This is a genomic window from Candidatus Gracilibacteria bacterium (genome assembly GCA_041658685.1).
Lineage (GTDB): Bacteria > Patescibacteriota > Gracilibacteria > UBA1369 > UBA12473 > JBAZZS01.
Genome location: JBAZZS010000001.1, coordinates 374,027 through 398,057 on the forward strand (window position 1 = coordinate 374,027; position 24,031 = coordinate 398,057).

15 protein-coding genes, 2 tRNA genes and 2 pseudogenes are annotated in these 24,031 nt (G+C 45.5%); 7 read left to right on the forward strand and 12 right to left on the reverse strand.

The genetic code is table 25. The features are described from left to right. Window positions 1-57: 57 nt before the first annotated feature. From WC882_01435 to WC882_01455, 5 genes and pseudogenes are all read right to left on the reverse strand, one after another. Window positions 58-1,488: a peptidoglycan-binding protein gene (locus WC882_01435; protein MFA5842325.1), complete on the reverse strand. Its 1,431-nt coding sequence runs from the start codon at window positions 1,486-1,488 to the stop codon at window positions 58-60. Then, the gene (locus WC882_01440; GenBank protein MFA5842326.1) at window positions 1,466-4,207 is read right to left on the reverse strand and encodes a type IV secretory system conjugative DNA transfer family protein; all 2,742 of its coding nucleotides are present in this window, start codon (window positions 4,205-4,207) and stop codon (window positions 1,466-1,468) included. Before WC882_01440 ends, WC882_01435 begins: the two co-directional genes overlap by 23 nt. 89 nt (window positions 4,208-4,296) lie before the next feature. Next, a pseudogene (gene aspS, locus WC882_01445) lies at window positions 4,297-6,054 on the reverse strand (aspartate--tRNA ligase). 166 nt (window positions 6,055-6,220) lie between these two features. Then, the gene (locus WC882_01450) at window positions 6,221-9,802 is read right to left on the reverse strand and encodes a DNA polymerase III subunit alpha (protein ID MFA5842327.1); all 3,582 of its coding nucleotides are present in this window, start codon (window positions 9,800-9,802) and stop codon (window positions 6,221-6,223) included. Window positions 9,803-9,873: 71 nt separating this feature from the next. Then, window positions 9,874-10,173 carry a DUF5665 domain-containing protein gene (locus WC882_01455; GenBank protein MFA5842328.1) on the reverse strand — a complete coding sequence of 100 codons (300 nt, stop codon included), beginning with the start codon at window positions 10,171-10,173 and terminating at the stop codon, window positions 9,874-9,876. 600 nt (window positions 10,174-10,773) lie between these two features. On the opposite strand from WC882_01455, the gene WC882_01460 reads away from it, so the two are divergent. From WC882_01460 to WC882_01485, 6 genes are all read left to right on the forward strand, one after another. Then, window positions 10,774-10,857 (forward strand) — tRNA-Leu (locus tag WC882_01460). 342 nt (window positions 10,858-11,199) lie between these two features. Then, window positions 11,200-11,276 (forward strand) — tRNA-Arg (locus WC882_01465). Between the two features lie 108 nt (window positions 11,277-11,384). After that, window positions 11,385-13,325, forward strand: coding sequence for a DUF2339 domain-containing protein (locus tag WC882_01470; GenBank protein ID MFA5842329.1), 1,941 nt, complete (start codon window positions 11,385-11,387; stop codon window positions 13,323-13,325). Beyond that, the gene (locus tag WC882_01475; GenBank protein MFA5842330.1) at window positions 13,253-14,224 is read left to right on the forward strand and encodes a thrombospondin type 3 repeat-containing protein; all 972 of its coding nucleotides are present in this window, start codon (window positions 13,253-13,255) and stop codon (window positions 14,222-14,224) included. The genes WC882_01470 and WC882_01475 overlap by 73 nt, the downstream gene beginning before the upstream one ends. 121 nt (window positions 14,225-14,345) lie before the next feature. Then, entirely contained in the window at window positions 14,346-15,410 is a 1,065-nt protein-coding gene (locus tag WC882_01480; GenBank protein MFA5842331.1) for a sigma factor-like helix-turn-helix DNA-binding protein, read from the forward strand. A 39-nt stretch (window positions 15,411-15,449) separates the two neighbouring features. After that, window positions 15,450-15,764: a histidine triad nucleotide-binding protein gene (locus WC882_01485; GenBank protein ID MFA5842332.1), complete on the forward strand. Its 315-nt coding sequence runs from the start codon at window positions 15,450-15,452 to the stop codon at window positions 15,762-15,764. A gap of 100 nt (window positions 15,765-15,864) precedes the next feature. Here the strand turns inward: WC882_01485 and nadC are convergent. From nadC to WC882_01500, 3 genes and pseudogenes are all read right to left on the reverse strand, one after another. Beyond that, window positions 15,865-16,749: pseudogene (gene nadC, locus WC882_01490) on the reverse strand (carboxylating nicotinate-nucleotide diphosphorylase). A 9-nt stretch (window positions 16,750-16,758) separates the two neighbouring features. Further along, window positions 16,759-17,691 carry a quinolinate synthase NadA gene (nadA, locus tag WC882_01495; protein MFA5842333.1) on the reverse strand — a complete coding sequence of 311 codons (933 nt, stop codon included), beginning with the start codon at window positions 17,689-17,691 and terminating at the stop codon, window positions 16,759-16,761. A gap of 255 nt (window positions 17,692-17,946) precedes the next feature. Next, complete coding sequence (locus tag WC882_01500; GenBank protein ID MFA5842334.1) at window positions 17,947-18,474, reverse strand: hypothetical protein; 528 nt, start codon at window positions 18,472-18,474, stop codon at window positions 17,947-17,949. A 110-nt stretch (window positions 18,475-18,584) separates the two neighbouring features. On the opposite strand from WC882_01500, the gene WC882_01505 reads away from it, so the two are divergent. Beyond that, a complete protein-coding gene (locus WC882_01505) occupies window positions 18,585-21,209 on the forward strand; it encodes a valine--tRNA ligase (GenBank protein ID MFA5842335.1) in 2,625 nt (874 codons plus the stop codon). Between the two features lie 17 nt (window positions 21,210-21,226). On the opposite strand, the gene WC882_01510 is transcribed toward WC882_01505, so the two are convergent. Genes WC882_01510 through WC882_01525 form a run of 4 tightly spaced genes read right to left on the reverse strand, consistent with a single transcriptional unit; the run spans window position 21,227 to window position 24,028 of the window. Further along, window positions 21,227-21,637 carry a very short patch repair endonuclease gene (locus WC882_01510; protein ID MFA5842336.1) on the reverse strand — a complete coding sequence of 137 codons (411 nt, stop codon included), beginning with the start codon at window positions 21,635-21,637 and terminating at the stop codon, window positions 21,227-21,229. Between the two features lies 1 nt (window position 21,638). After that, on the reverse strand, window positions 21,639-22,721 hold the full coding sequence (locus WC882_01515; protein ID MFA5842337.1) for an HpaII family restriction endonuclease: 1,083 nt from the start codon (window positions 22,719-22,721) through the stop codon (window positions 21,639-21,641). After that, window positions 22,636-23,574 (reverse strand): DNA cytosine methyltransferase, encoded by a 939-nt coding sequence (locus tag WC882_01520; GenBank protein MFA5842338.1) that lies wholly within the window; start codon window positions 23,572-23,574, stop codon window positions 22,636-22,638. The genes WC882_01515 and WC882_01520 overlap by 86 nt, the downstream gene beginning before the upstream one ends. A gap of 49 nt (window positions 23,575-23,623) precedes the next feature. Next, entirely contained in the window at window positions 23,624-24,028 is a 405-nt protein-coding gene (locus WC882_01525) for a hypothetical protein (GenBank protein ID MFA5842339.1), read from the reverse strand. Window positions 24,029-24,031: the final 3 nt, after the last annotated feature.

The window sequence follows — 24,031 nt, forward strand, 5'->3', positions numbered from 1 at the left end:
AATCTTGTTATTTTAACATAAAAATGAGAAACATGCAAATCTGTTGAATGGGGGTTTTTACAGTAAGTTCTTCAACATCGCCAGCGTGATTTCATCCACTTGTCCGGCATTCGCATCGTTTACAGAGGCGATCAAATTGTTTTTGAGTTGAAAATTTTGAACCGCGGTGCGGGTTTGCTGTCCATAATATTCCGTGACCATGGCCCCCTTAAAAAATCCCAATTCTCGCAAAAGAGTTTGCAAGGTTTTGACATCTGCGCCGCGATCCCCAAAATTCAAAGTCCGTACTAAAGAAGCAATTTTGCTCGTTTCCGAAGACGCAATAGAATCATTGGGGTTGGATCGGTTGAGAGCAATATTGCTTAAGGCTTGGGTGCGCGATTCCACAATTCGATTCAATGTAGAGCGGGTGTTGGGCCCAAAAACCCCGGCTCCGGCATCGGTTTGAGCCGTCAAAATCCCCATTTTTTGTTGAAATTTAAACACCGCATGTTCGGTGACTTCACCGTAATATCCTGTGGCTTCCACGCGAAGGTATCCCAAATCCGTTAATTCTTGTTGAAGGATTTTAACGTCTTCTCCCGACATTCCCAACACCAAATCACGTGAAAAAGAAATACGGTTCATCCCCAAATCCGGATAAGAATCAATGAGAAGCAATCCTTTTTGATAGGCTTGGAATTCTTCATTGTCTTGCTCTTCACGGAATTTGGCGAGCATGAGGTCAAGCATCTTGCGAGTGTTGACTCCGGTGTGTCCCGCCCCAAAATCATCCACGGAGCTGATCACGCCATTGTCGAGCTGAAATTGGACCACAGCCTCGCGAGTATCCTCACCATAATAACCCGTAATTGGGCCGGCAAAATATCCCAATTCAATGAGATAACCTTGGAGCTTCTCAACATCTTCGCCATTGGATAAATACCAAACATCCTCAGGGAAAAGTTGAGGGGCTAAAATTACATTTTTTACAATCGCTTCGCTGGCCGTGAATTCTTCAAAGTAAACCTCTTCGGTGACCCCTTCATCCAACCCATAAACCGTGACATCCACGGTTTTGAGTCCCCAGTTGAGCGCACGTTCGAGCCCGGGTTCACAAGCACCCATCCACACATCCAAACGATCGTACGTTTGCCCGCGATTTCCGGCGGTTACAATGGCACCGCCGCGATCATGCACCGCCGTTAGACCAATGCCGGGAATGTTCATTTTTGTGCCAAAGGGGTAGGTCTTGGGTGCCGCGATCATACCCGCATAAACCGGTGTCCCATCCGCTCCATTCGTGCCGTTTCCATTGAGGCGAATATCTCCCTCATAAGAACCGGTCACATAATACGATTGTCCCTCGCAAGGGGAGTAGTATGCGGAAACTCGAAAGGTTTGAACATAGGGAAAAAGCGTTTCGGCTTGTACGGTTGGAATTCGTAACGGAAAGGCGACGAAGACAAGGGCGAAAGCCATTAACTTAGCATGGCGTATAGAACGCATGGGATTTTTGTTTTAGTTTTTTGTTTATAAATCTTTCTATTATACCAAAAAATCAACCTTTCAACCATGAGAGGGTGTTGACATTATATAAATTTAGCTTATTCGTGCGAGTGGGAGAGGAAAATTTTTGTGAAAATTTTCAAGAAAGAAATGTCGAGAATCATGATCCGAGACATTTCGCTTCCATTTGAACAAAAATTCTTCCTTCCCTCTCGCCTCAAATCGCCCCTAACCTTCTAAAGATTTCTCTTTCCACAAAATCTTTATCCCTTCCGTATTTGAGACGGGAAAGTTGTTTATAGGCTTCGGCAGCCTCAAGATCGCCTTTTTCCGTGTACGGGTTGACCGGAATGATACTGAACGGGCGGCTCGGCTGAGTGTCGATAGAAAGCTTGATCACGCCTTTGTATTTATCCATACTGATGAGATCTTGCTCGGAAAACACCGGCGCCATTTCTTTGGCCATAAACTCCGCGTCCTGAGCACCGATTTTATACGCCATAATGGAACCCACGTTACCAAAAATGGCATCTTTCAATGACACTTGTTTGGCTCCTTTTTTTGCTTGAGACCCTTCCAACTGCGCCAAATACTGATGAGCAAGCACCAAGCCCAAGCGATATTTGCGAGCTTCGGACAAGATCGATTCGATACTGTCGGTTACGTAATTTTGGAACTCATCGATGTAGAGGAAAAAGGGTTCGCGTTGTTCTTTAGATTGCTTTTGTCGGCGCATGGCCGCCATTTGAATTTTAGCCACAATGATCAAACCGAGCAGTTTGGAGTTCACTTCACCGGTTTCTCCTTTGGAAAGATTCATCAAAAGAATCTTTTTATTATTCATCACATCCGTAAAATCAAACGCGGACTTGGCTTGACCAATAATGTTACGCATCATTCCATTGGTCACAAATTGACCGAATTTAGCGGCAAAATAAGGGATCATTTCTTGTTTCTCTCGCGCTCCGGTCTTGGCCATTTGCTGTTCCCAGAACGATTTCACGATCGGATTGGTCACGTGTTTGGTTCTTGTTTTTTGATAATCGTCATCCGTGAATAGACGCACCACATCGGTTAAAGATCCGCCTTCGGGATCCGCCATAAGCGTCAAACAACCGTTGCGGAAATAGTCCTGAATGCGGGGTCCAAAGACTTCTTCATCAAATAATTTTATCATGATATTCATGGCTTCCAACGCCACCCAGTCTTGCTCTTCCGGCGTGGTCGCTTCCAAAAGATTGAGCCCCACCGGTCGTTCCAAATCGCCGGGACTGAAATAAACCACGTCATCCGCGCGTTCTCGCGGTACAAATGGCAAAATATCCTCAATGAGTGAGCCGTGCGGGTCGATCACACAGAGCCCGCGACCCTCCTTCAAGTCTTGACGAATCATAACTTGCAAGGTGGACGATTTACCGGTTCCGGTTTGTCCAATCACGTAAAAATGCCTGAAACGATCTTCTTGTTTGATTCGAACTTCCCGTTTTTCTCCGCGATAAAAGTTGTGGCCGATCAACATTCCTTCTTTGGGAAGATTTTCCGGCGCTTTGGCGATTTTAAAGTTTTGCCAACGGATGTGCGGCGCGAGATTGTATCGGATGTCCGGAATATGAAAAAGTGAAGCCAATTCTTCGGCGCAAAGAATCATCGGGCCATTGAAAAGATGATAAAACCGTTGAGTCCAATTGCGCTTTAAATTTCGATAAATAAAATTGACGGCCAATTGTTTATCGTTGTGATAACGAGTGTGCAGTAATTCATTATTGTCGATGCTTTCATACTGAGCAAACGCACTGCGAATACTGGTGTATTGTTGTTTGGCCATCACCGGATCCGGCGAACTGATCACAAGGCGAATCACACTCTCAAATCCGGGCTGTGTATTTTTTTCTTCAATCGCCTTTATTTGTTCATCCGTCATGGGAGTGGTGCGCTCGGTGTAGCGTTGTTGCTCGGCATTGTATCCCAAATATTCCTGGGTGGGCCCACGGAACAGCAAATTGATCAAAGTCCCAAACCAAGAAATAGGATTCAACATGGACAAAAAGGACGGTTTTTTATTTTTCATGATTTCTCGTGCAAGTTCACGGCCTTCTTCTTGCCAGCCTTCCTTTTTCGGACGAATCATGATTTGAAGCGCTGCCGCTTCATCTTCATCCAATTTGGAGAACACATTGGTGATCGCATTCAACGGATCGCTGTTCAAACGCTGATAGGTTTTAAAAGGGAATTTATAGTGCTTGAGGGGCCGGAAATAACAACCTCGAACCGTGGCTTTGTCGGAAAAAATATTGTAGCCGTCCGTATATTCGATATACACATCGGGATAAAACGTAGTGATGTGTTTTTCCACCAACTTGGTGAGATACTTGGGGACTACAAAATAAAAATCAATCTGATTGTTTTGCGAAACGATTTCACAACTCAAAAAGTCTTGGCCTTTGATTCGATGAATCCACGGATCTTCATAGATGCTGTGAAGAGATTCAAAAAAATGCTTCATAAGTCCGATCACTTCCTTAAAATCCTTTCCGGTTGAGAATTTTTCTTGTTCTTTTTCCTTATCCTCCTTGGATTCTTTGCGCGGGATTTGGAGCTTCATAAAAACCATACTCATCGATTTCTGGCCGTTGAGGCGCAATCGAAACCACACCCATAACAAGAAAATTGTTAGAGCGGTCGCGAGAATCAAACCGAGGATGATGAGAAAAGTGTTCATTCCGGGAGGGGGAATTTTTTGATTTTAATCCTATTATTATACTGGAAAATTCAATAAAAATAAAGTCGGGATCACTTAGCGCTCGGAGGGAGAACCACGGCTACATTCATTTCTGAGATTTGAGCGGTAGGTAATTCGCTCGGAGCGCCCACCATCAAATCTTTGGCTTTTTGATCTTTGGGGAACGCGATCACTTCACGGATATTGCTTTCTTCTTGAAGCAACATAAGGATGCGATCCAAGCCCCAAGCAATGCCGCCATGAGGAGGTGCCCCAAATTTAAAAGCTTTTAATAAATGCCCGAATCGAAGTTCAGCATCCGCTTCGGAAATTCCGAGCGCCTTAAAAATGCGGCTTTGCAACTCGGGTTTATGGATACGGATACTGCCTCCGGCGATTTCGTTTCCGTTGAGCGAAAGGTCGTAAGCCTGGGCTTTAACAATCTTAGGCGAAGTTTCAAGAAGATCGACATCCGAATCCTTGGGCGCGGTAAAGGGATGATGGGCGGCCACATAACGATTTTCTTCTTTGCTGAACTCGAAAAGCGGGAAATCCGTGATCCACGCAAACGCCAAAACATTGGGGTCTCGCAATTTAAAACGGTCCGCACACACCAAGCGCACTTGACCCATAGCGGTGCACGCGACGTCCACGGTATCTGCAGTAAAGAAAATAATGTCTCCGGTTTGAGCCCCCACTTTTTCAATAAAAGCTTTGCCTTCATCTTTGAGAAATTTCAAAATGGAAGAATGTGGGCCCTCAGGTTTCATCGCAATATAAGCCAGCCCTTTTACCCCATAAACCTTAGCCAATTCCGTGAGTTCATCGATATCTTTGCGCGTAAATTCAGCGCCACCCGGGACACGCATCGCTTTCACCACACCCACTTCATCCGCGGTTTTTTCAAACACTTGGAAACCGCATCCTTTGGCCAATTCCGTGACATCCTCCATTGCCATTTCAAACCGCAAATCCGGTTTATCGGACCCATAACGATTCATGGCTTCTTCCCACGTCATGCGTTTGAATGGTTTAAACAACATCTTTTTTTGAGGCGCGAATTCTTCAAACAAAGTCATCACCACTTCTTCATTCACTTGCATCACATCTTCCTCATCCACAAATGACATTTCAAGATCAAGCTGAGTGAATTCGGGTTGGCGATCGCCACGCTGATCCTCGTCGCGGAAGCAACGGGCAATCTGAAAATAACGATCCATGCCCGCCACCATGAGGAGTTGTTTCAATTGTTGAGGGGATTGAGGCAGAACGAAAAATTTCCCGGGATAAAGACGTGAAGGGATCACATATTCGCGACTGCCTTCAGGCGTGCCTTTGATCAAAATTGGGGTTTCCACTTCCACAAAATTGCGCTCATTGAAAAGATCTCGAGCACGTTTGATGAATTGATGCCGTCGAACAATGTTATTTTTCATGCGCTCACGACGAAGGTCAAGATAGCGATAGGTGAGGCGAAGTTCTTCATTCACGGGCTTTTCTTGATCGATTTCAAACGGGGGAGTGAGAGATTCATTTAAAATCGTGACCTCTTCAACTAATACCTCAATCGCGCCGGTTTTAAGATTGGGATTGGTCATGCCTTCGGGACGAGCGCGCACTGTTCCCTTCACTTGAACCACGTATTCGGGACGGCAAGAATCCATAAGTTTGTGGGCCGCAGGGTTATGCTCGGGGTCGGAAACCACTTGCGTGAGCCCGTAGCGGTCTCTCAAATCAATAAAAATCAATTGTCCATGGTCGCGACGGCGATGCACCCACCCGGCCAAGGTGACAGTTTCGCCAACATGTTTTTTGTCGAGTTCATTGAGGGTATGGGTGCGGTACATAGGTAAGGGTTAGGGGATATTAAACCTAGAGGAGCAGGTGTTTTTAAGGTCGCATTTTTTCAAGGGAGGTTCTTTATGTCGTGGTGAGCCTGCCGAACCACACATCCATAAAGGGAAAAAATACGAAATGCGGGGGAAAAGGACACTCACTTCGTTCGTGTCTATTCTATTGAATTACCGCAAACGGGGCAATCTCGGTTTTAAGCATTTCCGTCATTTGGATCCCAAACGGGACCTTGATGCGCTTAAGCATCCCTTGCGACGGGATGTGAAGTTCCACAGGAAGGTCTCCTTGGTATTTTAAAAGAATGGCCTTGAGGTCGCGCAAAGCCTCGGGAGAGGTCGCGTGTTCAGCCAGGGCGAGTACAATGGATTTACTCGGGGTGGCAACTGTGGGGGCAGGCAAGGGCGGAGGAGGTGGAGTCGCTTCCCCATGCGAACCGAGAGGAGCCTCCACCGGAACGACCCCTCCCTCTTTTTCAGGCTCGGAATGTAAAGTGACCGCCTGAATTTGAAGGCGTTCTTTTGGGTTGTAAAGCTTGGCTTGTTTGGCTTTCGTAATCATAGCCTCCAACGACACCGTTTGAATATTTTGGCAGATCAATTGAAGAGAACCGCGTCGATTTTCCAACTTGCCGGTGATCACGACCACGCTGTCTTCGGTGAAAAGGCTTCGATATTGCAAATAGGTATTGGAAAAAACAATCACCTCAATGCGCCCGGTGGGATCTTCCAAGGTAAGATACGCCATCGGGGAACCACTTTTGGTTGTGATGCGTTTGATTTGAGTTAAAATTCCCGCCACTTTAATCAATTGTCCAATTTTTTTCTTGGTCAAAGAAGAAAGAAGATCAGCTTTTTTCTTTAAATACGAGGTAAGTCCTTGAAGCGGGTGTCCGGAAACATACAATCCCAAGTATTGTTTTTCCCAGTTGAGGCATTGCAACGGACTCGCAGCCGGGACTTCCGCCAATTTAAAAGAGGGGAGAAGGTCGTCTCCTCCGGACAACATGGAAAAAATATCGGTTTGCCCTTCTGCTCCGGTGCTTTGCGCACTACGGGCAAAGCGAGAAATTTCCTCAGTGCTGGAAATCATAGCTTTTCGTTCGCCGAGTTCATCGAGAGCCCCGGCATAAATCAAGGCCTCGAGAGTTTTTTTATTGAGAAGGGAAAAAGGAACGCGTCGCGCAAAATCCTCGATGGATTTAAAAGGCCCGGTTTTCTGACGAATTTCATGAATATCATGAACCGTGGATTCTCCCACCCCCTTAATAGCCGCTAATCCAAAACGGATATGTGTGTCATCCACCACCGTAAAGTGCGCCATGGATTCATTGATGGAAGGCGGAAGCACTTCAATGCCCATGGCTGAGCTTTCATTCATTTCCAAAACAATGCGATCCGTGTCATCAAGGTCCGAGGTCATGAGCGCAGCCATGAATTCCGCGGGATAATGGCTCTTAAGATAGGCGGTACGGTAGGCGATCATGGCATAACATGTCGCATGCGCTTTATTGAATCCATAACCGGCAAACGGTTCAATCACTTTATCAAACACTTCTTTGGCAAAAGATTCAGTATGGCCTTTATTGATAGCGCCTTGGATGAATTTTGCGCGCTGTTTCATGAGGAGCTCGGGCTGTTTTTTCCCCACCGCTTTCCTTAAGATATCGGCTTCTCCGAGAGAAAACCCGGCCACCATTTGAGCGAGTTGAAGAATTTGTTCTTGATACACGGCCACGCCATAGGTTTCCTTTAAAATCGTGGCAAACGAGGGGTGCAAATAATGAATCGATTTTTCATTGTGTTTGCCTTTGATATAAGAAGGAATCCAGTCCATCGGGCCCGGGCGATAAAGCGCGTTCATGGCAATCAAATCCTCAAAACGTGTGGGCCCGAGTTCTTTCAAATAGCGACGCATTCCCGCGGATTCAAATTGAAAAACGCCGGTGGTGTCGCCTCGAGCCATGAGCTCAAAGGTGTCTTTATCTTCCAAAGGGATTTCATTGAGGTTGATGGTGACGTTTTTGGTGCGTTGAAGGATTTCAAGCGCGTATTGAAGGATGGTGAGATTTTTAAGTCCCAAAAAGTCCATTTTAAGGAGGCCGATGGATTCAATGGCGTGCATTTCGTACTGCGTGATAATGGCGTCATTTTCGCCGCGGGGCGTGGATTGAAGGGGAGTGTATTGAATAAGAGGTTTATCCGAAATTACGACCGCACAGGCGTGCACCGAGGCGTGACGTACAACTCCTTCCAATTTCATAGCCAAATCCATGAGTTTTTTAATGTGGACATTGGCCTCGCATTGTTTGCGGAGCTCGGGGTCCCCCTCCAGAGCTTCTTTTAAGGTAATGCCGGGGCGCGCGGGAATGAGTTTTGCAATCACATCCACATCGCCATACGGAATCCCCAAAACCCGGCCCACATCGCGAATCGCGGCGCGCGCCCCCATAGTCCCGAACGTGATGATTTGCGCCACATGATCCTTCCCATATTTTTGCACCACATAATTCAACACGTCCCCTCGACGATCATCGGCAAAGTCGATATCAATATCCGGCATACTCACGCGTTCCGGATTGAGAAAGCGTTCAAAAAGGAGCCCGTATCGCAACGGCTCAATATCGGTGATCGCCAAACAATAGGCAATGATCGATCCTGCCGCAGATCCTCTTCCCGGCCCCACCAAAACCCCGGAATTTTTCGCAAACGACACAAAATCATGAACAATCAAAAAATAATCATCAAATCCCATTTGATGAATGAGCTTCAGTTCATATTCAAGACGATCGAGAACCTCCTGTGACGGAGTTTTTCCATAACGTTTTTCAAGCCCCTCCAGACACAACTCCCGGAGATAATCCTCGGATTTTTTCTCGAACGGCGTATGAAACGACGGCAAAATATTTTTCCCCAACTTAAGCTCCACATTGCACTGGTCTGCAATCACGAGCGTGTTGGAAATCGCTTCCGGGATGTACGAGAAAGCATGCTTCATCTCTTCCGGCGACTTCATGGCAAAAACCCCATTCATCCTAAACCGATCTTCGGTATCCACCGTAACCCCGGTTTGCACGCACAACAAAGTATCATGCGCCTCTTTATCTTGCGGTAAAATATAATGACAATCATTCGTGGCAACAATCGGCGCCTTGCCTCTCCGCGCCAAGGCAATCAGGCGTTCGTTGAGAATGCCTTGTTCCATAAGTTCCGGATGATCTTGAATTTCGATGAAAACATTTTCAATTCCCACCATTTCTTGCAATTGTTGAAGCTTGGCAAAGGCCTCTTCCTCTTTATGGGAGAGCAATGATTTTGCCAAAATCCCATTCAAACACGCGGTGAGAATGATGAGCCCTTCGCTGTGCTCCTTAAGTAGCTCCATATCGATGCGCGGCTTATAGTAAAACCCCTCGAGATGCGCTTTGGTGGAAAGGGTCATGAGATTCTCATAACCCTTGTTATTGCGCGCCAGGAGAACGATATGCCCGATTTGATTGTCGATGTTGGCTTGTTTGGAAAAACGACTTGTTAAAGCGGTGTAAGCCTCGATGCCAATGATGGGTTTGATGTCCGCTTCTTTGGCCGCTTTATAAAAATCAATCGCTCCGTACATATTGCCATGATCTGTGATCGCATGAGCCGGGGCGTTGTATTCTTTGGCTTTTTCAACATAAGCCTTGGGGGAAGGAAGCCCATCCAAGAGACTGTAATGACTGTGGGTATGAAGGTGAACAAACGTCATGGGAATGTCGGAGAAGTGGTTATGTCGTGGTGAGGCTCTCGAACCATACATTCACGAGAAAAATGTTAAGATTAAGATTGCTGATATTTATCAACGTTTTGTTGAAGCCAAAAATTGAGATTTCCAAAAAATTCTCCAAGCCAAGGCAGTCCGGAAAGAACATGCCCTAAAATATAAGCAGTAACCGTAAGAACCACAACCGTGCCCAAAATAAATCCAAGTCCTTGTGCGGTTCCAGCTAAAAAATTTCGCCAAAAAATACTGCGAAACGAAGAAAGATAACGAAAATATTCCTTCATTTCTTTAAGGCGAAGCGTATTGACGTGAATGTATTGATGTTTGTGAAGGGGGGCTTTTTGAGAAGGAGGCATAGAGAATGGAGGGTAAAAAACGAGAATTTATAAAAGCGATTCCAATGTAACATAGAGTATTTGGAATTTACAGCAATCAAGGACGGAGAGGTGTTTCTGGGCCACGAAGCACTTGAAGAAGCTGCTGCATTCTATACGGGGAATGATCGGCTAAAAATTGCTCCCATACCGCGACTAAAGGGCAGGGAATACCTCCGGGGCGAAGGGGGAGATGGCTCCTTAAATCACTAGGGATTCTAATATGAAAAATGGGCGTGTTTTCAAGAATGGGCTCGAGTAACAACCACAGTAAATCACAGTAAATTAGATCAATCTTTTCTTTAATTATTCCAATCTCTGGGCACGTTTCTTCCCCTTGTATTAGACCTCCTTTTTTATCTCGACGCATACGATCAACTCCACAGAAATGTGGGTCAATAAGTTTATGTGGAGGAGGAATGACACCGGGTTCCACATCAGGAGGAAAAGTTGTCGGGACTTGGAGAAATACTTTCATAAATTTTATTTTTTTATACTAAGATTTAGTATCTTTGTCAAATCTCTATTCCGTGAAACCAGATGGCATTTTTTTAAAGGGCCTTATACAATACCTCTTGATTTGTCGAGGTGGTGAAATGGCAGACACGCTAGCCTTAGGAGCTAGTGCCGCAAGGCGTGAGGGTTCAAGTCCCTCCCTCGACACCACTCCCGCAGCCCGCCAAAGGCGGGCAAAGGGAGCCTGCATTTCTTCTTTTCCCTTTCTCAATTTGTAGGCAGTTGTGCCCGGGCACACTTTTTACTCAAAATGATGGCTTATTTAAGCCATCTCGGTCTATGAAAGCCCTTCATCTGTATTTTTAATAATTAGCATCCCGTGGGGCGGGAAGCTTGCAGGACCTACAGTCAAAGTTTCTGCGAGATTTGTCGCCTACGGCGCCCCTTCTCTCGTTCGATCGACCTCATCCCCGCAAACGGGATTTCGGTCTCCTCACTTGAGAAGTTGGCCCTCGCAAGCGTGGGCCAAATCTCTTCTCAACTTTTCCTTACGGGCAATTAGCTCAGCTGGATAGAGCGTTGGTTTCCGAAACCAAAGGTCACAGGTTCGAGTCCCGTATTGCCCACCACTCCCGACGCGCCGCAACGCGGCGCAAAGGGAGTCTGATCCCGCATTTTCCCTTCCCCCAGGCACAAAGCGAAGCGAAGTGCCTTCTTACCCTTTCACCTCCTCCCTTATGTCCTTCTTTCTCAGCGTCGTTGCTTTAGTTCTCGCAACCCTTGCCTTTTTTCGAGGCAGCGACCTTAAAAATCGCTTCAACAATCTCGAAGAAGCCTTTTTAGCTTTTTCAAAAAAAACGCCTCTTAAACAGGCCTCTATTCAAGGAGGGCCAAAGCCTATCCAAACGCAAGAGGCTCAGGCCCCAAAAAAAGCTTCTCCTCAAGAGCCCAACGCTTTAATCGAATGGCTCAAACAAGATTGGCTCATGAAAGTGGGCGCGTTCTTTTTCCTTCTCGCCATCGGCTGGTTTGTGCGCTACGCGTTCATCAATAATTGGGTTGGACCTTATGGTCGAATCGCAATGGGATTGATGGCCGGTACGGCAATTTTTGCGTGGGGGGCATGGCTTCAAAAAAAACGCTCTCTTCAAGGTCAAGTTTTAATCGTCACCGGAGCCACAACCCTTTTAACTACGGTCTTTGCCGCGCGAACCGTTTACGGCTTTTTTACACCTGAAAGTGCCATGGGAATCATGGTTCTTGTTGTAGCCGCGCTTTCTATTTTATCCGTTGTTCAACGCGCATTCCCTTTATCTATGGCCGCTTTATTCGGAGGCGCCATTGCCCCTTTATTGGCCGATGCTCCTGTCCCGAATTATTTTATTTTAATGATTTATATTGCAGTCTTAGCCTTAGGCATGCTCGGAATTGTAGCTTTCCGCGGATGGAGAATTCTTATTTTATTTTCATTCATCATTTCCAATTTATACGCCACAGCCTCTTTTGAGCACCTTTCTCAATATCAAATTTATCTTTTTATGGGGGTGCTTTATGCGATTTTCTTTGTCGCCACCACCCTCGCGATTTGGCGAAGCAAAAAAGCAGAGTCTTTAGACCTTTTTATCAATGCTTTACTGGCCCTATTAACGCTTTTTTGGGTGAATGAATACATCCCGGAAATATGGCGCAGCTTGGTTTTGTCCGGAGTGGTCATTATTTCCGCTCTCATGACAGCCTTGTGTGTGCGTAAAGGGTTGGTTCGTGAAGCGGTGTATCTATATGGAGCCTCGGCCTCTGTGTTTTTGGCCGCAGCCTTGAATTACGAGTTGAACGGCGAAGCCCTAACGATTGCGCTTACCTTGGAATCCTTTTCATTAACCTTCCTTTCCAATCGATGGCTCAAAGATCGAATGGCCACCCTCATCACCTCCTGCACGCTCATAGTCCCTTTATTCATGGCCCTTTCCGAGATGCCTTTTGATTATTTTGATGAAAAATTTTACGTCATTTTAATCGTCATGCTTTTCTTCGGAGCCACAACATGGCTTTTTTATACCAATAAATTTTCAAAAACTTTTACCCTTATTCATGCCGCAGTGACCAATGCTTTGGCTGCGCTCATTCTCTGGTGGAGTTTGGAAATTGTTATCATTGGGGAAGATTTTGCGCACAGCACGGCCCTCATCCTTTTTGCCTTGGAAGGAATTGTGCTTTTATCCCAAAGTTTCCAAAAAAACAATCCGACACTTCGCATTTTTGGACTCAGTATCATTGGATTGGTTATTGCTCGACTTCTATTGATTGATGTGTGGGCTATGCCACTTTCAGGCCGTATTATGACGTTCTTTGCTGTGGGCGCTTTATTCGTCAGTACCGCTTTTTTCAAAAAAAATCTTATAACCCCTAAAAAATGAACCCTCGTTTTTTATCCCTCGTTCTTTTGGGAAGTTTGATTTTCCCATTTTCCGCTTTTGCCTCCACCTCCACTACGAATGCCAATCTTAACGTTTTTTATACTCAATACGCCGTGGAAGTGCCGGACATCCAAGTCCCAACCCGTGTTCAAGTGCACTTGGAGAACGTTCAATCTTATTCCGTCGCAGTGATGAATGACAGCACCGGACAGGCTGAGCCGATCGGCCAAAAAAGAGAAAGTGAAGTCGAGAAATCCATTTTAGCCGTGGAATCCACCACCGCTTTAATTGGAGAATCGGCGGCTTTGGTGGATGGAGATCCTTTAACCAACGCTGAATTTGACATAGATCGGGATGAAGGGCATGCGATTATTGTTTTAACGTCAAATGCCGCTGCCCTTACCGGTGAAACCCTAAAAATTGATTTAGGGGAGCACAGCGCTATGCCAAATAAAGTCGCGATTTATGCTGAAATCAACAGCGAATGGAAAACCGTAGTCGCTCCTTCCGATATCTCCGGGGGAACCAGTTTCTATAACACATGGACATTGAATTTTCCGGAATACACGTCTTCTCGTTGGAAAGTTGAATTATGGCACACCCAACCGTTACGGCTCCGAGAAATCACTGTGGTGGACGCTACAACCACCGTGGTTTCAAATGGGACCTCTGTGATTTGGTTGGCTCAACCCGATACCACTTATACGCTGTATGCCGATGCCGCCACTCAACCCAATATTCAAACCACGGAATCGCCGGATTTAACCAGTGACCCGGAGACCATTATTGAGGCCACATTGGGAACCTCATTGGAAAATCCTTCTTTTGTGGAGCCCGATGATGACAGTGATGGGGTCGCTGATTTTAAAGACAATTGCATCAAGATTGCCAACACGGACCAAACAGACTTGGACCAAGATCAATTGGGTGACTTGTGCGAGGATCATGACGCCGACGGCCTGATTGCGTCAAAAGACAACTGCCCGGATATCACCAATAGCAATCAAACGGATACGGACGAAGATGGGATTGGAGATGCTTGTGATACTGAAGAAAGTCGCGTGACCGAGCGTTTACCCTGGCTCCCTTGGGTGGGGATGGGACTTGCCGCTCTCGTTGTAATAGGAGTTATTGCCGGAAGCCTTCGTCCAAAAAAAATGTAAAACATCACTCACGGAGCGAAGCGGAGTGAGCTCTCCCGCATTTCATTTTTCGAATCCCCTTGACAAATGCGGAATTCGCACTCATAATGCCTCCCTTAATTTCACTTATTAACGAAAAAGTATGGCCAACTCTGCAACGTCCAAGGCCTCCCTTGATCTCAAGTCGCTCACCGAAGATCTCTTCTTGGTTTTAACTCCCAAGGAAAAAGAAGTCGTCGTGAAACGCTTTTCCATTGAAACCGGAGCTCGATACACTCTGGAACAAATCGGGAAAAAATTTGGAGTGACTCGTGAACGCGTTCGTCAAATCGAAAAAATCGCGCTCAATAAACTCAGACGAACCGCGGGGAATACACCGCTTAAGCCGATCGCCAATCTCGCTTTTGAAGTTCTTAATAAAAACGGGGGAGTCGTCACGGAAGAAAAATTGATCAATGAAATTTCAAAAACATTGGGATTCCAAGGAGAAAATGACGGATCGATTATTAAGCTCACCATCGCGATTACGCCTTCGATTTTGCATGCAGCAAAAAGCGAAACCCATCACCCCTACTATCACCTTAAAAACGTTTCCCCGAGCGAGGTTGAAAATCGAGTAAAAAAAGCCATTCAAACATTGGAAAAAAGAACCGATGTGCTCGACGAAGGAAAATTACTCACGGAAATGGCCTTGGCTTCCACGGACGCAAGCCCCACGCCTGAATTTATTTTGTCCGCCGTAAGCACCGATGTCCGCATCAAGAAAATCGGAAACACGTATGGACTAATGAGTTGGCGTCACGTGAATCCGAAAAGCATTCGCGACAAGGCGTTTATCATGCTTAAAAAAATCAACAAACCCCTTCATTTTGAAGAAATCGCCAAGGCGATCAAAGACGAAGGGTTTGATAAAAAATCCGTGACCGTTCAGGCGGTTCACAATGAACTCATTCGTTATGAAAATTTTGTATTGGTGGGCCGCGGATTGTACGGGCTCAAGGAATGGGGCTATCAAGAAGGAACAGTTTCCGACATCATCGAATCCCTTTTAGCGAAAAAGAGTCCCCTGACCAAACAAGAAATCACGAATGGTGTGCTCAAACAACGCATGGTCAAAAAAGGAACCATTTCTTTGAATCTTCAGAAAAATTCTCAATTCGTTCGAATCGGTCGCGCGCTTTACACTCTGGATGTTTCCAGGAAATAGACTTTGACAGAAGGAAGGGCCGCTTTGTATGCTACGTTTATGGACGATTGTATTTTTTGCAAAATCATTGAAGGGAAAATCCCGTCAACCTTCGAGTGGGACGACGAGCATTGCGTGGCATTCAAGGATTTGCATCCCAAGGCTCGCGTGCATCTTTTGATTGTGCCAAAAAAACACATCGCAACCGTGATGGATCTTCAAGAAGGCGATGAAAAAATCATGGGCCACCTCATCCGCACGGCCAAAGATTTAGGAAAAAAGATGGGGTTGGAAGGCTACCGTCTGCAATTCAATGTCGGGCACAAGGGCGGGCAAGAGGTGTTTCACATTCACTTGCACATGATGGCAGCGTAAAACTTGTCATACTGAGCTTGTCGAAGTATGACCTCAAGAAAGAGCTTCTTTTTGAATGTGTCCTTCGGCAAGCTCCGGACGACACAACCCTCATCGAAAAATCCACCCCTCGAACCGAATGCGTCAGCGCGCCGAGTGAAAGGACATCCACTCCGGTTTTGGCATACGATTTTAGGTTTTTCTCCGTGATCCCGCCTGAGGCTTCAAAATACAACTCGGAACGAGGTTTTACTCCTTTCAAAAATGTTTTCAATTGCGCCACGGAAAAATTGTCGAGTATCACAAAAATAGGGCAGGGGAGTCGGCCAGGAAGCGCCTTCAAAAGGGAATGGGCCTGAGTCGGAGTTTCAATTTCGATGGTAAGGAAAGGGGATTTCTTGGAAATTTTCGTAAAAAATTTCACCAATTCAAATTCAGGCTTTTCCGAGGACAAAAGCGCCCAGTGATTTTCTTTAAAAAGGGGAGCGTCGCCAAGGTGTAAACGATGGGTGAGGCCTCCGCCCACGGCCACCGCGTATTTGTCGAGGAGTCCGTAAAGGGTTTTGCGGGTGGCGGCGATGCGGCACGGGGCTGCCAAACGCGCCAGCCGCGATGTCGTGGTAGCAATCCCACACAATCGCGATAAAACATTAAGAAGCGTGCGTTCCATTTTCAAAATAGAATCGGCCGGGCCGCGAAGCGCGAGTAGGCGTTGTCCTTTTTTAAACGTTTTCCCTTCTTTTACATTAAAAACCACTCGCACCTTTGGCGCCACAGCCTGAACAAAGGATCGAATCACCGGTTCTCCACAAAAAATCCCGGCTTCTTTGGCCACAATCACAGCCTCAACGTTTTTATGACGATTCGCCAAAACCTCGGTCGTGCAATCGCCATGCCCCACATCCGATTCATACGCCCCAACCACAAACCGCTCAATTTCCTTCACGAAATCCGGATTCTTGAGCGTGAGCAATCGAGACCGGTCATAAGGAAAAACAGCAGCCATGAGAATGAGTTATTTTAGGTGAAACATACGATCAAACGCCTTAAACGCACGCAATCGAATCGGTTCCGCAAGGGTCACCGGATGCGTCTCGTTTTCAAGCGCATCAATGATTTTTTCAAGCGTATTTTTCTTCATATCAAAACACATGCTGCACACGGTATAAAATTGTTTCCCGGGAATCTCTTTTTTAAGACGATTGAGCATTCCGCACTCGGTCAAAATAATAAATTCCGGGGCCGGATCCTCTTTGCACACTTGAATCATCTGACTCGTGCTGCAACAATAATCCGACGCTGCGATCACCTCCTCTCGACATTCCGGATGCGCCACCACCTTGGCTTTGGGATGATTTTTACGGGCTTCAGCCACATATTCGGCCGTGAGGCGAGAATGAATCGGACAATAGCCGTTCCAGGGAATGATTTCCTTATTCGGAACCTGTTTCGCCACATAACTCGCCAAGTTTTGATCCGGCGCAAAAATCACACGTCGGTCTTTTAATGATTTCACCACGGCCACGGCATTGGAGGACGTACAGCAAATATCGGATTCCGCTTTCACCTCTGCGGTGGAATTCACATACGTCACCACCGGAACCCCGGGATATTGGGCCTTAAACTCACGCAATTGCTCGGCCGTGATCATGTTTGAGAGAGCGCACCCCGAATCCGGGTCCGGAATCACCACGCGTTTGTCCGGGTTGAGGATCGCAGCGCTTTCGGCCATAAAATAGACGCCGCAAAACACAATCAACTCGGCCTTGGTTTTTCGCGCCTGTTCGCACAAGCCCAGCGAATCCCCAATAAAATCCGCGACTTCAAAAATCTCGGGGCGTTGATAATTGTGCACCAAAATGATCGCATTTTTTTCTTTTTTCAAATCACGGATTTTTGCGATCAGCTTGCGTTGTTCGGGCGAAAACTCGGAAAGGGGAAGTGACATAAAATTTTTCTAAAAAAGCGGCACTTAAGATAACACAAGAGTTCTGTTTTCGCGAGTTAAAAATGACAAAGAGGCTGTCATGGTGAGGAGCCACGAAGTGGCGTCTCGAACCATCAGTCACGGAGCGCAGCGAAGTGACTTCCCCCCCCTGCATTTTTGTAAAGTCACCCCCTCGAGAGGAAGAAAATGCGGGGGAAAGCTCACTCCGCTATCGCTTCGTGAGTAGCCTCAGGGTGACAAAAGTTCTCATTTTCGCTATGCCGCTATCCCATGCACCACTTTCAGCCATAAATTTTTCACAACATCCGCGGTGGCGCGAGCCAGGCGATTCAATAAATCCGTCAATTCGCGCATGCGGCGAACCAACTCGTTCAATTCCTTAAATTTTCCCTGTTTTTGGCATTTATGTGCATCTTTTTGAAGCACCTTAATTTCCTTATGAATGTGTTTTTGAATTTCACGAATCATTTGTCGGCGCTCCGGAGGAATTTCGAGTAATTTTTTCTTCAACGCATCGGCTTGCGCTGTCGTCATCTGGGTCTGAAATTGTTGAAATTTCCCAGCCGTACTCTGTCGATGTTCGCCAACGCCTTCATGGGCTTTTTCTGAAATTTTCCCATCTCCACCTTCAGCGCTTTCCGCGCCATCGACTCCCTCCAAAACCGAAGTCGCATTGGATTTTAAGCCCAAATCAGCCTCCGCCCCTTGATGAGGAGTTTCTTTCACTCGTTCCGCACTGTGCGAACCGAGATTTTCCGGTGCTGAGGGTTTTAGATCAGGCATCTATTAATTATAACGGTTTTTTAAGAAAAGGTCAATCGAGGTGTCTTCTGTTTCAAGGTGCGGATATGGTATAAAGCCACAAACGACAACCCTTTAAATGTAAAATTATTATGGCACAAATTGATACCGCCTACAACGCGAAAAAGGTCGAAGACGCTCTTTATAAGAAGTGGGAAAAGAGTGGGGGATTCACGCCCAAAATCGATCCCAAGAAAAAACCTTTCACTATTGCTTTGCCGCCGCCCAATGCCACGGGCCAGCTTCATCTCGGTCACGCCACCATGCTCGCCATCGAGGACATCATGGTGCGTTTTCATCGAATGAAAGGCCAGCCCACGTTGTGGCTCCCGGGCACGGATCACGCCGCCATTGCCACGCAAAATAAGGTTGAAAAAATCATTGCCGAAGAAGGCACCAACCGCCACGAAATGGGGCGCCGTCAATTTCTCGAACGCGTGAAAAAATACGTGGCCAATTCGCAAGACACGATTCGAAATCAGATGCGAAAAATGGGCGCCAGCGTGGATTGGACCCGCGAACGCTACACGTTGGACGATGGGCTTTCCGAGGCCGTGCGAGACGCGTTTGTAAAAATGCACCACGACGGGCTCATTTATCGGGGCCATCGTATTGTGAACTGGTGTCCGCGTTGTGCGTCAACGTTGGCGGACGAAGAACTCGAGTACAAAGAGCAAAAAACCAAGTTTTACTATCTCAAATACGGCCCGGTTGTGATCGGAACCGCGCGTCCGGAAACCAAATTTCAGGATAAAATCATCATCGTTCACCCCAAAGACAAGCGCTACAAAAAATGGATTGGCAAGAAGATGAGGGTACCTTGGATCGACGGCGAAGTGGAGGCCCAATTTGTGGCAGACGAAACCGCAGATATGAAAATGGGAACCGGAGCCATGACCATCACTCCGGCCCACAGTTTTGTGGACTTTGATTTGGCGAAAAAATACGGATTTGAAATCGTGCAAATCATTGATGAACAAGGCAAAATCACGTCTGCCGGAGGCCCGCATTTTCAAGGCTTGCCGGTCAAGGAAGCGCGAGAAAAAGTGATCGAAGCCCTACAGCAAAAAGGACTCGTGGATCACATTGATGAAAATTACGTTCACAATTTATCCGTGTGTTACCGCTGCGGCACCGCAGTTGAGCCGTTGGTTTCAAGGCAATGGTTTGTGAATGTGACTAAAAAAATCCGCGGCAAATCGCTCAAGGATCGCACGCTCGAGGCGGTCAAAAAAGGCAAAATCAAGATCGTGCCCGATCGTTTTAAAAAAGTGTACTTTCATTGGGTCGAAAATTTGCGCGACTGGTGCATTTCCCGCCAGATTTGGTGGGGACATCAAATCCCGGTGTGGTACTGCGAAGATAAAAAATCGCCGAAATGTGAAGAGCCGATTGTTGGAAGCAAAGCCCCGGAAAAGTGCCCGCATTGCAAAGGCAAAAACCTCAAGCAAGACCCGGACACTCTCGACACCTGGTTTTCCTCGGGTTTGTGGACGTTTTCCACACTCGGCTGGCCCAAAAAGACCAAAGATCTCGCGTATTTTCACCCCACCTCTGTGCTCGAAACCGGCTACGACATCCTGTTTTTCTGGGTCATTCGCATGGTGCTCATGACCACGTATTTGACCGGAGAAATTCCGTTCGAAACCGTGTACCTTCACGGCCTGGTCCGCGACAAAGAGGGGAGGAAGATGAGCAAATCCCTGGGCAATGGCATCGACCCCCTCGACATGATTGAAAAATACGGAACCGATGCCGTGCGCCTCAGCCTTGTGCTGGGTTCGTCCCCGGGCAATGACATGCGTTTGTATGAAGAAAAAATCGCCGGGTATCGCAATTTTGTGAATAAAATCTGGAATGGCGCGAGGTATGTTCTTATGAACCTCGAAAAGAAGGACTTCGATGCAAAAATAGACGCCAAAACTTTAACCGATGCCGACGCTTGGATTCTCACCCGCACCACCGAAGTGATCGAAGCCGCAACCAAAGGCCTGAACGCCCATCATCTTTCCGAATCCGGCACCTTGATTTACGACTTTTTCTGGAGTGAATTTTGCGACTGGTATGTGGAAATCAGCAAAATCAGCCCCAACAAACCCGTGCTCGCGTATGTGCTCAAAACCATTTTGACCCTTCTGCATCCTTTCACTCCGTTTGTGACCGAGGAATTGTGGGATAGGGTGGGCATGGACGGCTTGCTCATGGTGGCACCGTGGCCCAAGGCGAACCCGCGCTACAAGCTTCCCAAATCCAAAAAAGCCATGCAAAAAGTCATGGCCGTGGTTTCTACGATTCGAAAAATGCGTGCCGACTACAAAGTCGAGCCCGGAAAACGAATCAAGGCCGTGCTGTACGGGAACGCGCACACGTCCGGCCTCAGCCAAAATCGGATCCTGATCGAGCAACTCGCGAGGGTGGATGATTTGACGATTGAGAAGGAAGGAAAAAAGATCAAAGGCGCGTTGAGTGAATTTGTGGAAAGCGTTGAAATCCATTTGCCCCTTGCCGGGTTGGTGGACGTGGAGCGCGAAAAAACCCGCCTGATTGAGGAAATCAAGAACGTCGAAGTGTATTTGAAAGGCCTCGAAGCCAAATTGAACAACAAAGGCTACATCGCCCACGCCCCGGCCATGATTGTGGAGCAAGACAAAACAAGGCATCAGGAGGCGGGGGAGAGGTTGAGGAATTTAAGGGGGCAGGTGGGGGAGCTGAGGTAGAAGATGATGAGACTTCGTTATTGTTTGCTTCCAAGTTTTGACAGTATTCCATTTAACGTTTTCTCAAGATTGGTTTCCAACGCATGCTCCCAAATTCTAATTATTTCCCAATCGTTTTTTTTATAATATTTGGTCACCTGTAAATCTCTTATTTTGTTCCCTCCGATTTTTTTATCCCAAAACCTTTTTCTTGTTGCCGGGGCTGCGTAATGTTTGGGGCATTTATGCCAAAAACATGAATCAACAAAAATAACGACTTTGTGTTTTGGTAAAACAATATCTGGCTTCCCGAAATATTTTGTTGAATTTTTCCTGTAACGAAATCCTTCTTTCCAAAGCGCTTTTTGTAGCAAAATTTCAATTTTACTGCCCTTATTTTTAACTTTTGACATTATATCGCTGCGTTTCTCTTTTGAAAAAATATCCATATTATTTCAAAAAGCGTATTTGAAGATTAAGTTTTATAAATTGTTCGCCGTTTTCTTCATAAACAACACCGAATTTATGACGGGAACTACTCGGAGTTTCAAGTTTTGTATTTTCAAAAAGATATTCTTCGAATTGATCACGATTATATAAATGATAACAAACAACCTCACCGTCTTCCCTGACGATAATATATCCGCCATGAGCCTCGGTCCGACCACTCCATTCACCTCTCGGGGTCATTCCCAGAGCGACGGCCATCAAGAAGAGCTTTATTTTATACGTGTAGTCGTTTAGAGAAAGCTGGAATTTTTTTTGAACAAGCTGTTTTTTTCCTAAATAATCCAAAATTTCAGAGAGAGTTGCCCCGTGACCTTCAAAAAATGTTTTTAAAGTCAAAGCGATCATTTGAGGGAACATGGTATCGATCATTCTTAAATTTTTCTTAAATCCCTCGTTATCCATATGATCGTATTCTATTACTGCGTCGCCCCCCTCTATTTCCAAAATTCTATCGCGAATTTTAGATGATCCAATAATCGAATTTATTTTGAGGGCGTTTACATTTTTACTTAATTTATAAACAAAATTCGTTGAACCCGAGGAGTTAAGCAATGTGGAAGGAGATCCGAGCATGGATTTAATACTGAATCCCAAATCGGGGGTGGTGGGAGAAATGCTATCGTATATTTTTAAAAATAAATCCGCTTTTTTCCCGCTTGCAGCCTTAATTTGCGTGCAATGGAGTTCTTCCATGGCTTTATTAGCCAAAGAAATTGAAAAAGTTCGATCCGTCGATGCTTTTATTCTTTCGAAAATTTTCTCAACTTTACTTGAAATGGAAGCCTTATTTACGACCTTTATGATTTTATTGTTTTCATCAAAAATAAAAATATCCCTGGAACGCTTCGTTAAATCGTACATTTTTTTACCCGTTTTTGCTTCTTCTCGGACAATTTGCAAAACATCGAAATATTTTTCGGGGATTTTTTGAAGATTTTTATCGGCTGCAAATAATTTTCCGTCCGATAGAATTTTTAGGAACGCGTAAAACTCGCTCCATTCGCCCTTGTTTCCTGTTATCATAAATTGTAAGTGAGTTAATTATTTGTTTTGCAACGGCATGAATAGCGTTAACCGCAACGGAATTCCCGAGCTGTTTCATAGCCTGAGTTGAAGTAACCGGGAAAATGAAATTATCCGGAAACCCCATCATTTTTTTGCCCTCATGAGGACTAAGTCGTTTTACCTCTCCATCAACAACATAGGTGTCCCAATTTCTACGGTCATGTATCCCGGAACCACGGCCTCCAACCCTCAACGTATAACCGATTTTCTTTTCGCATTTACCGCCCCAAATTTCAGATAGTGTTTTTGTCAGTTCTACGGGGGCGGGAAATTCAAAGGGGATGTTTTTGTTTCGGAATCCAACCATAAAAAGTCGAGGTCGATGCTGGGGTAAATTGAAATCGGATGCGCGGACTATTTTATAGTGAAAAGAATACCCCAAATCTTTTTCTATTGTTTGTTTTATAACCTCAAAAGTCTTTCCATTATCATGTTTGAGTAAATGACTTACATTTTCTAGAAAAAAGGCTCTTGGTTTTTTTTCTTTAATAATTCTTACTATATCGTGGAATAAAGTTCCTCTTTGATCCGTAAATCCTTTTTTAAATCCGGCATGACTGAATGGCTGGCAGGGGAATCCTCCCGTTATTATATCGAAATCCGGCATTTCTTTTTCGTTAACTTTCGTGATATCACCTGCGAAATTTCCTTTTTTAAACATTCCCGGTGAAATTTTTCGCCAATTTGTTTCGTAGGTTTTTCTTGCATGTTCATCCCATTCGCTTGCAAATACGCATTTCGCGCCAGCCTTATGAAAGGCCAGATGGAAACCTCCTATCCCCGCAAATAAATCTATAAAAGTATATTGCATAATAATCGTATTCTAGTTTCTTATTATTATAATTTAAAGCGATAAAATTTTATTTGGTTTTAAATAAGTCTACGAATTTTATATTTAAGCTCAACCCTTGGAAACATAATTTTTTGAGCGCATCCTTATAATCTTCAATTTTTTTGTATTCAAAGGACCTGTGAATAATTTTATTGCGATCTTTATTAAGAGAATCTAGCTCGTTTATGAGAGGATTTTTGGGGTCTAAAAGATTTAAATATAATACTAGTTTGGAAAAGCTTATTTCATCTTCAGTAATAATTCTTTTAATTTTTTCATTTATTCCCATGCCTTTGGCTTTTAAGCCGATATAACCCCGAAGCAAAGCTTCTACGGTTTGAAAAATTATAATTGCAGCTTGTAAATAATCTTTGCTCTTGAACGCTTTAATGCTTTCTTCTTTAAGCTCATTTATGATGTAGTATTTTTTCATTTA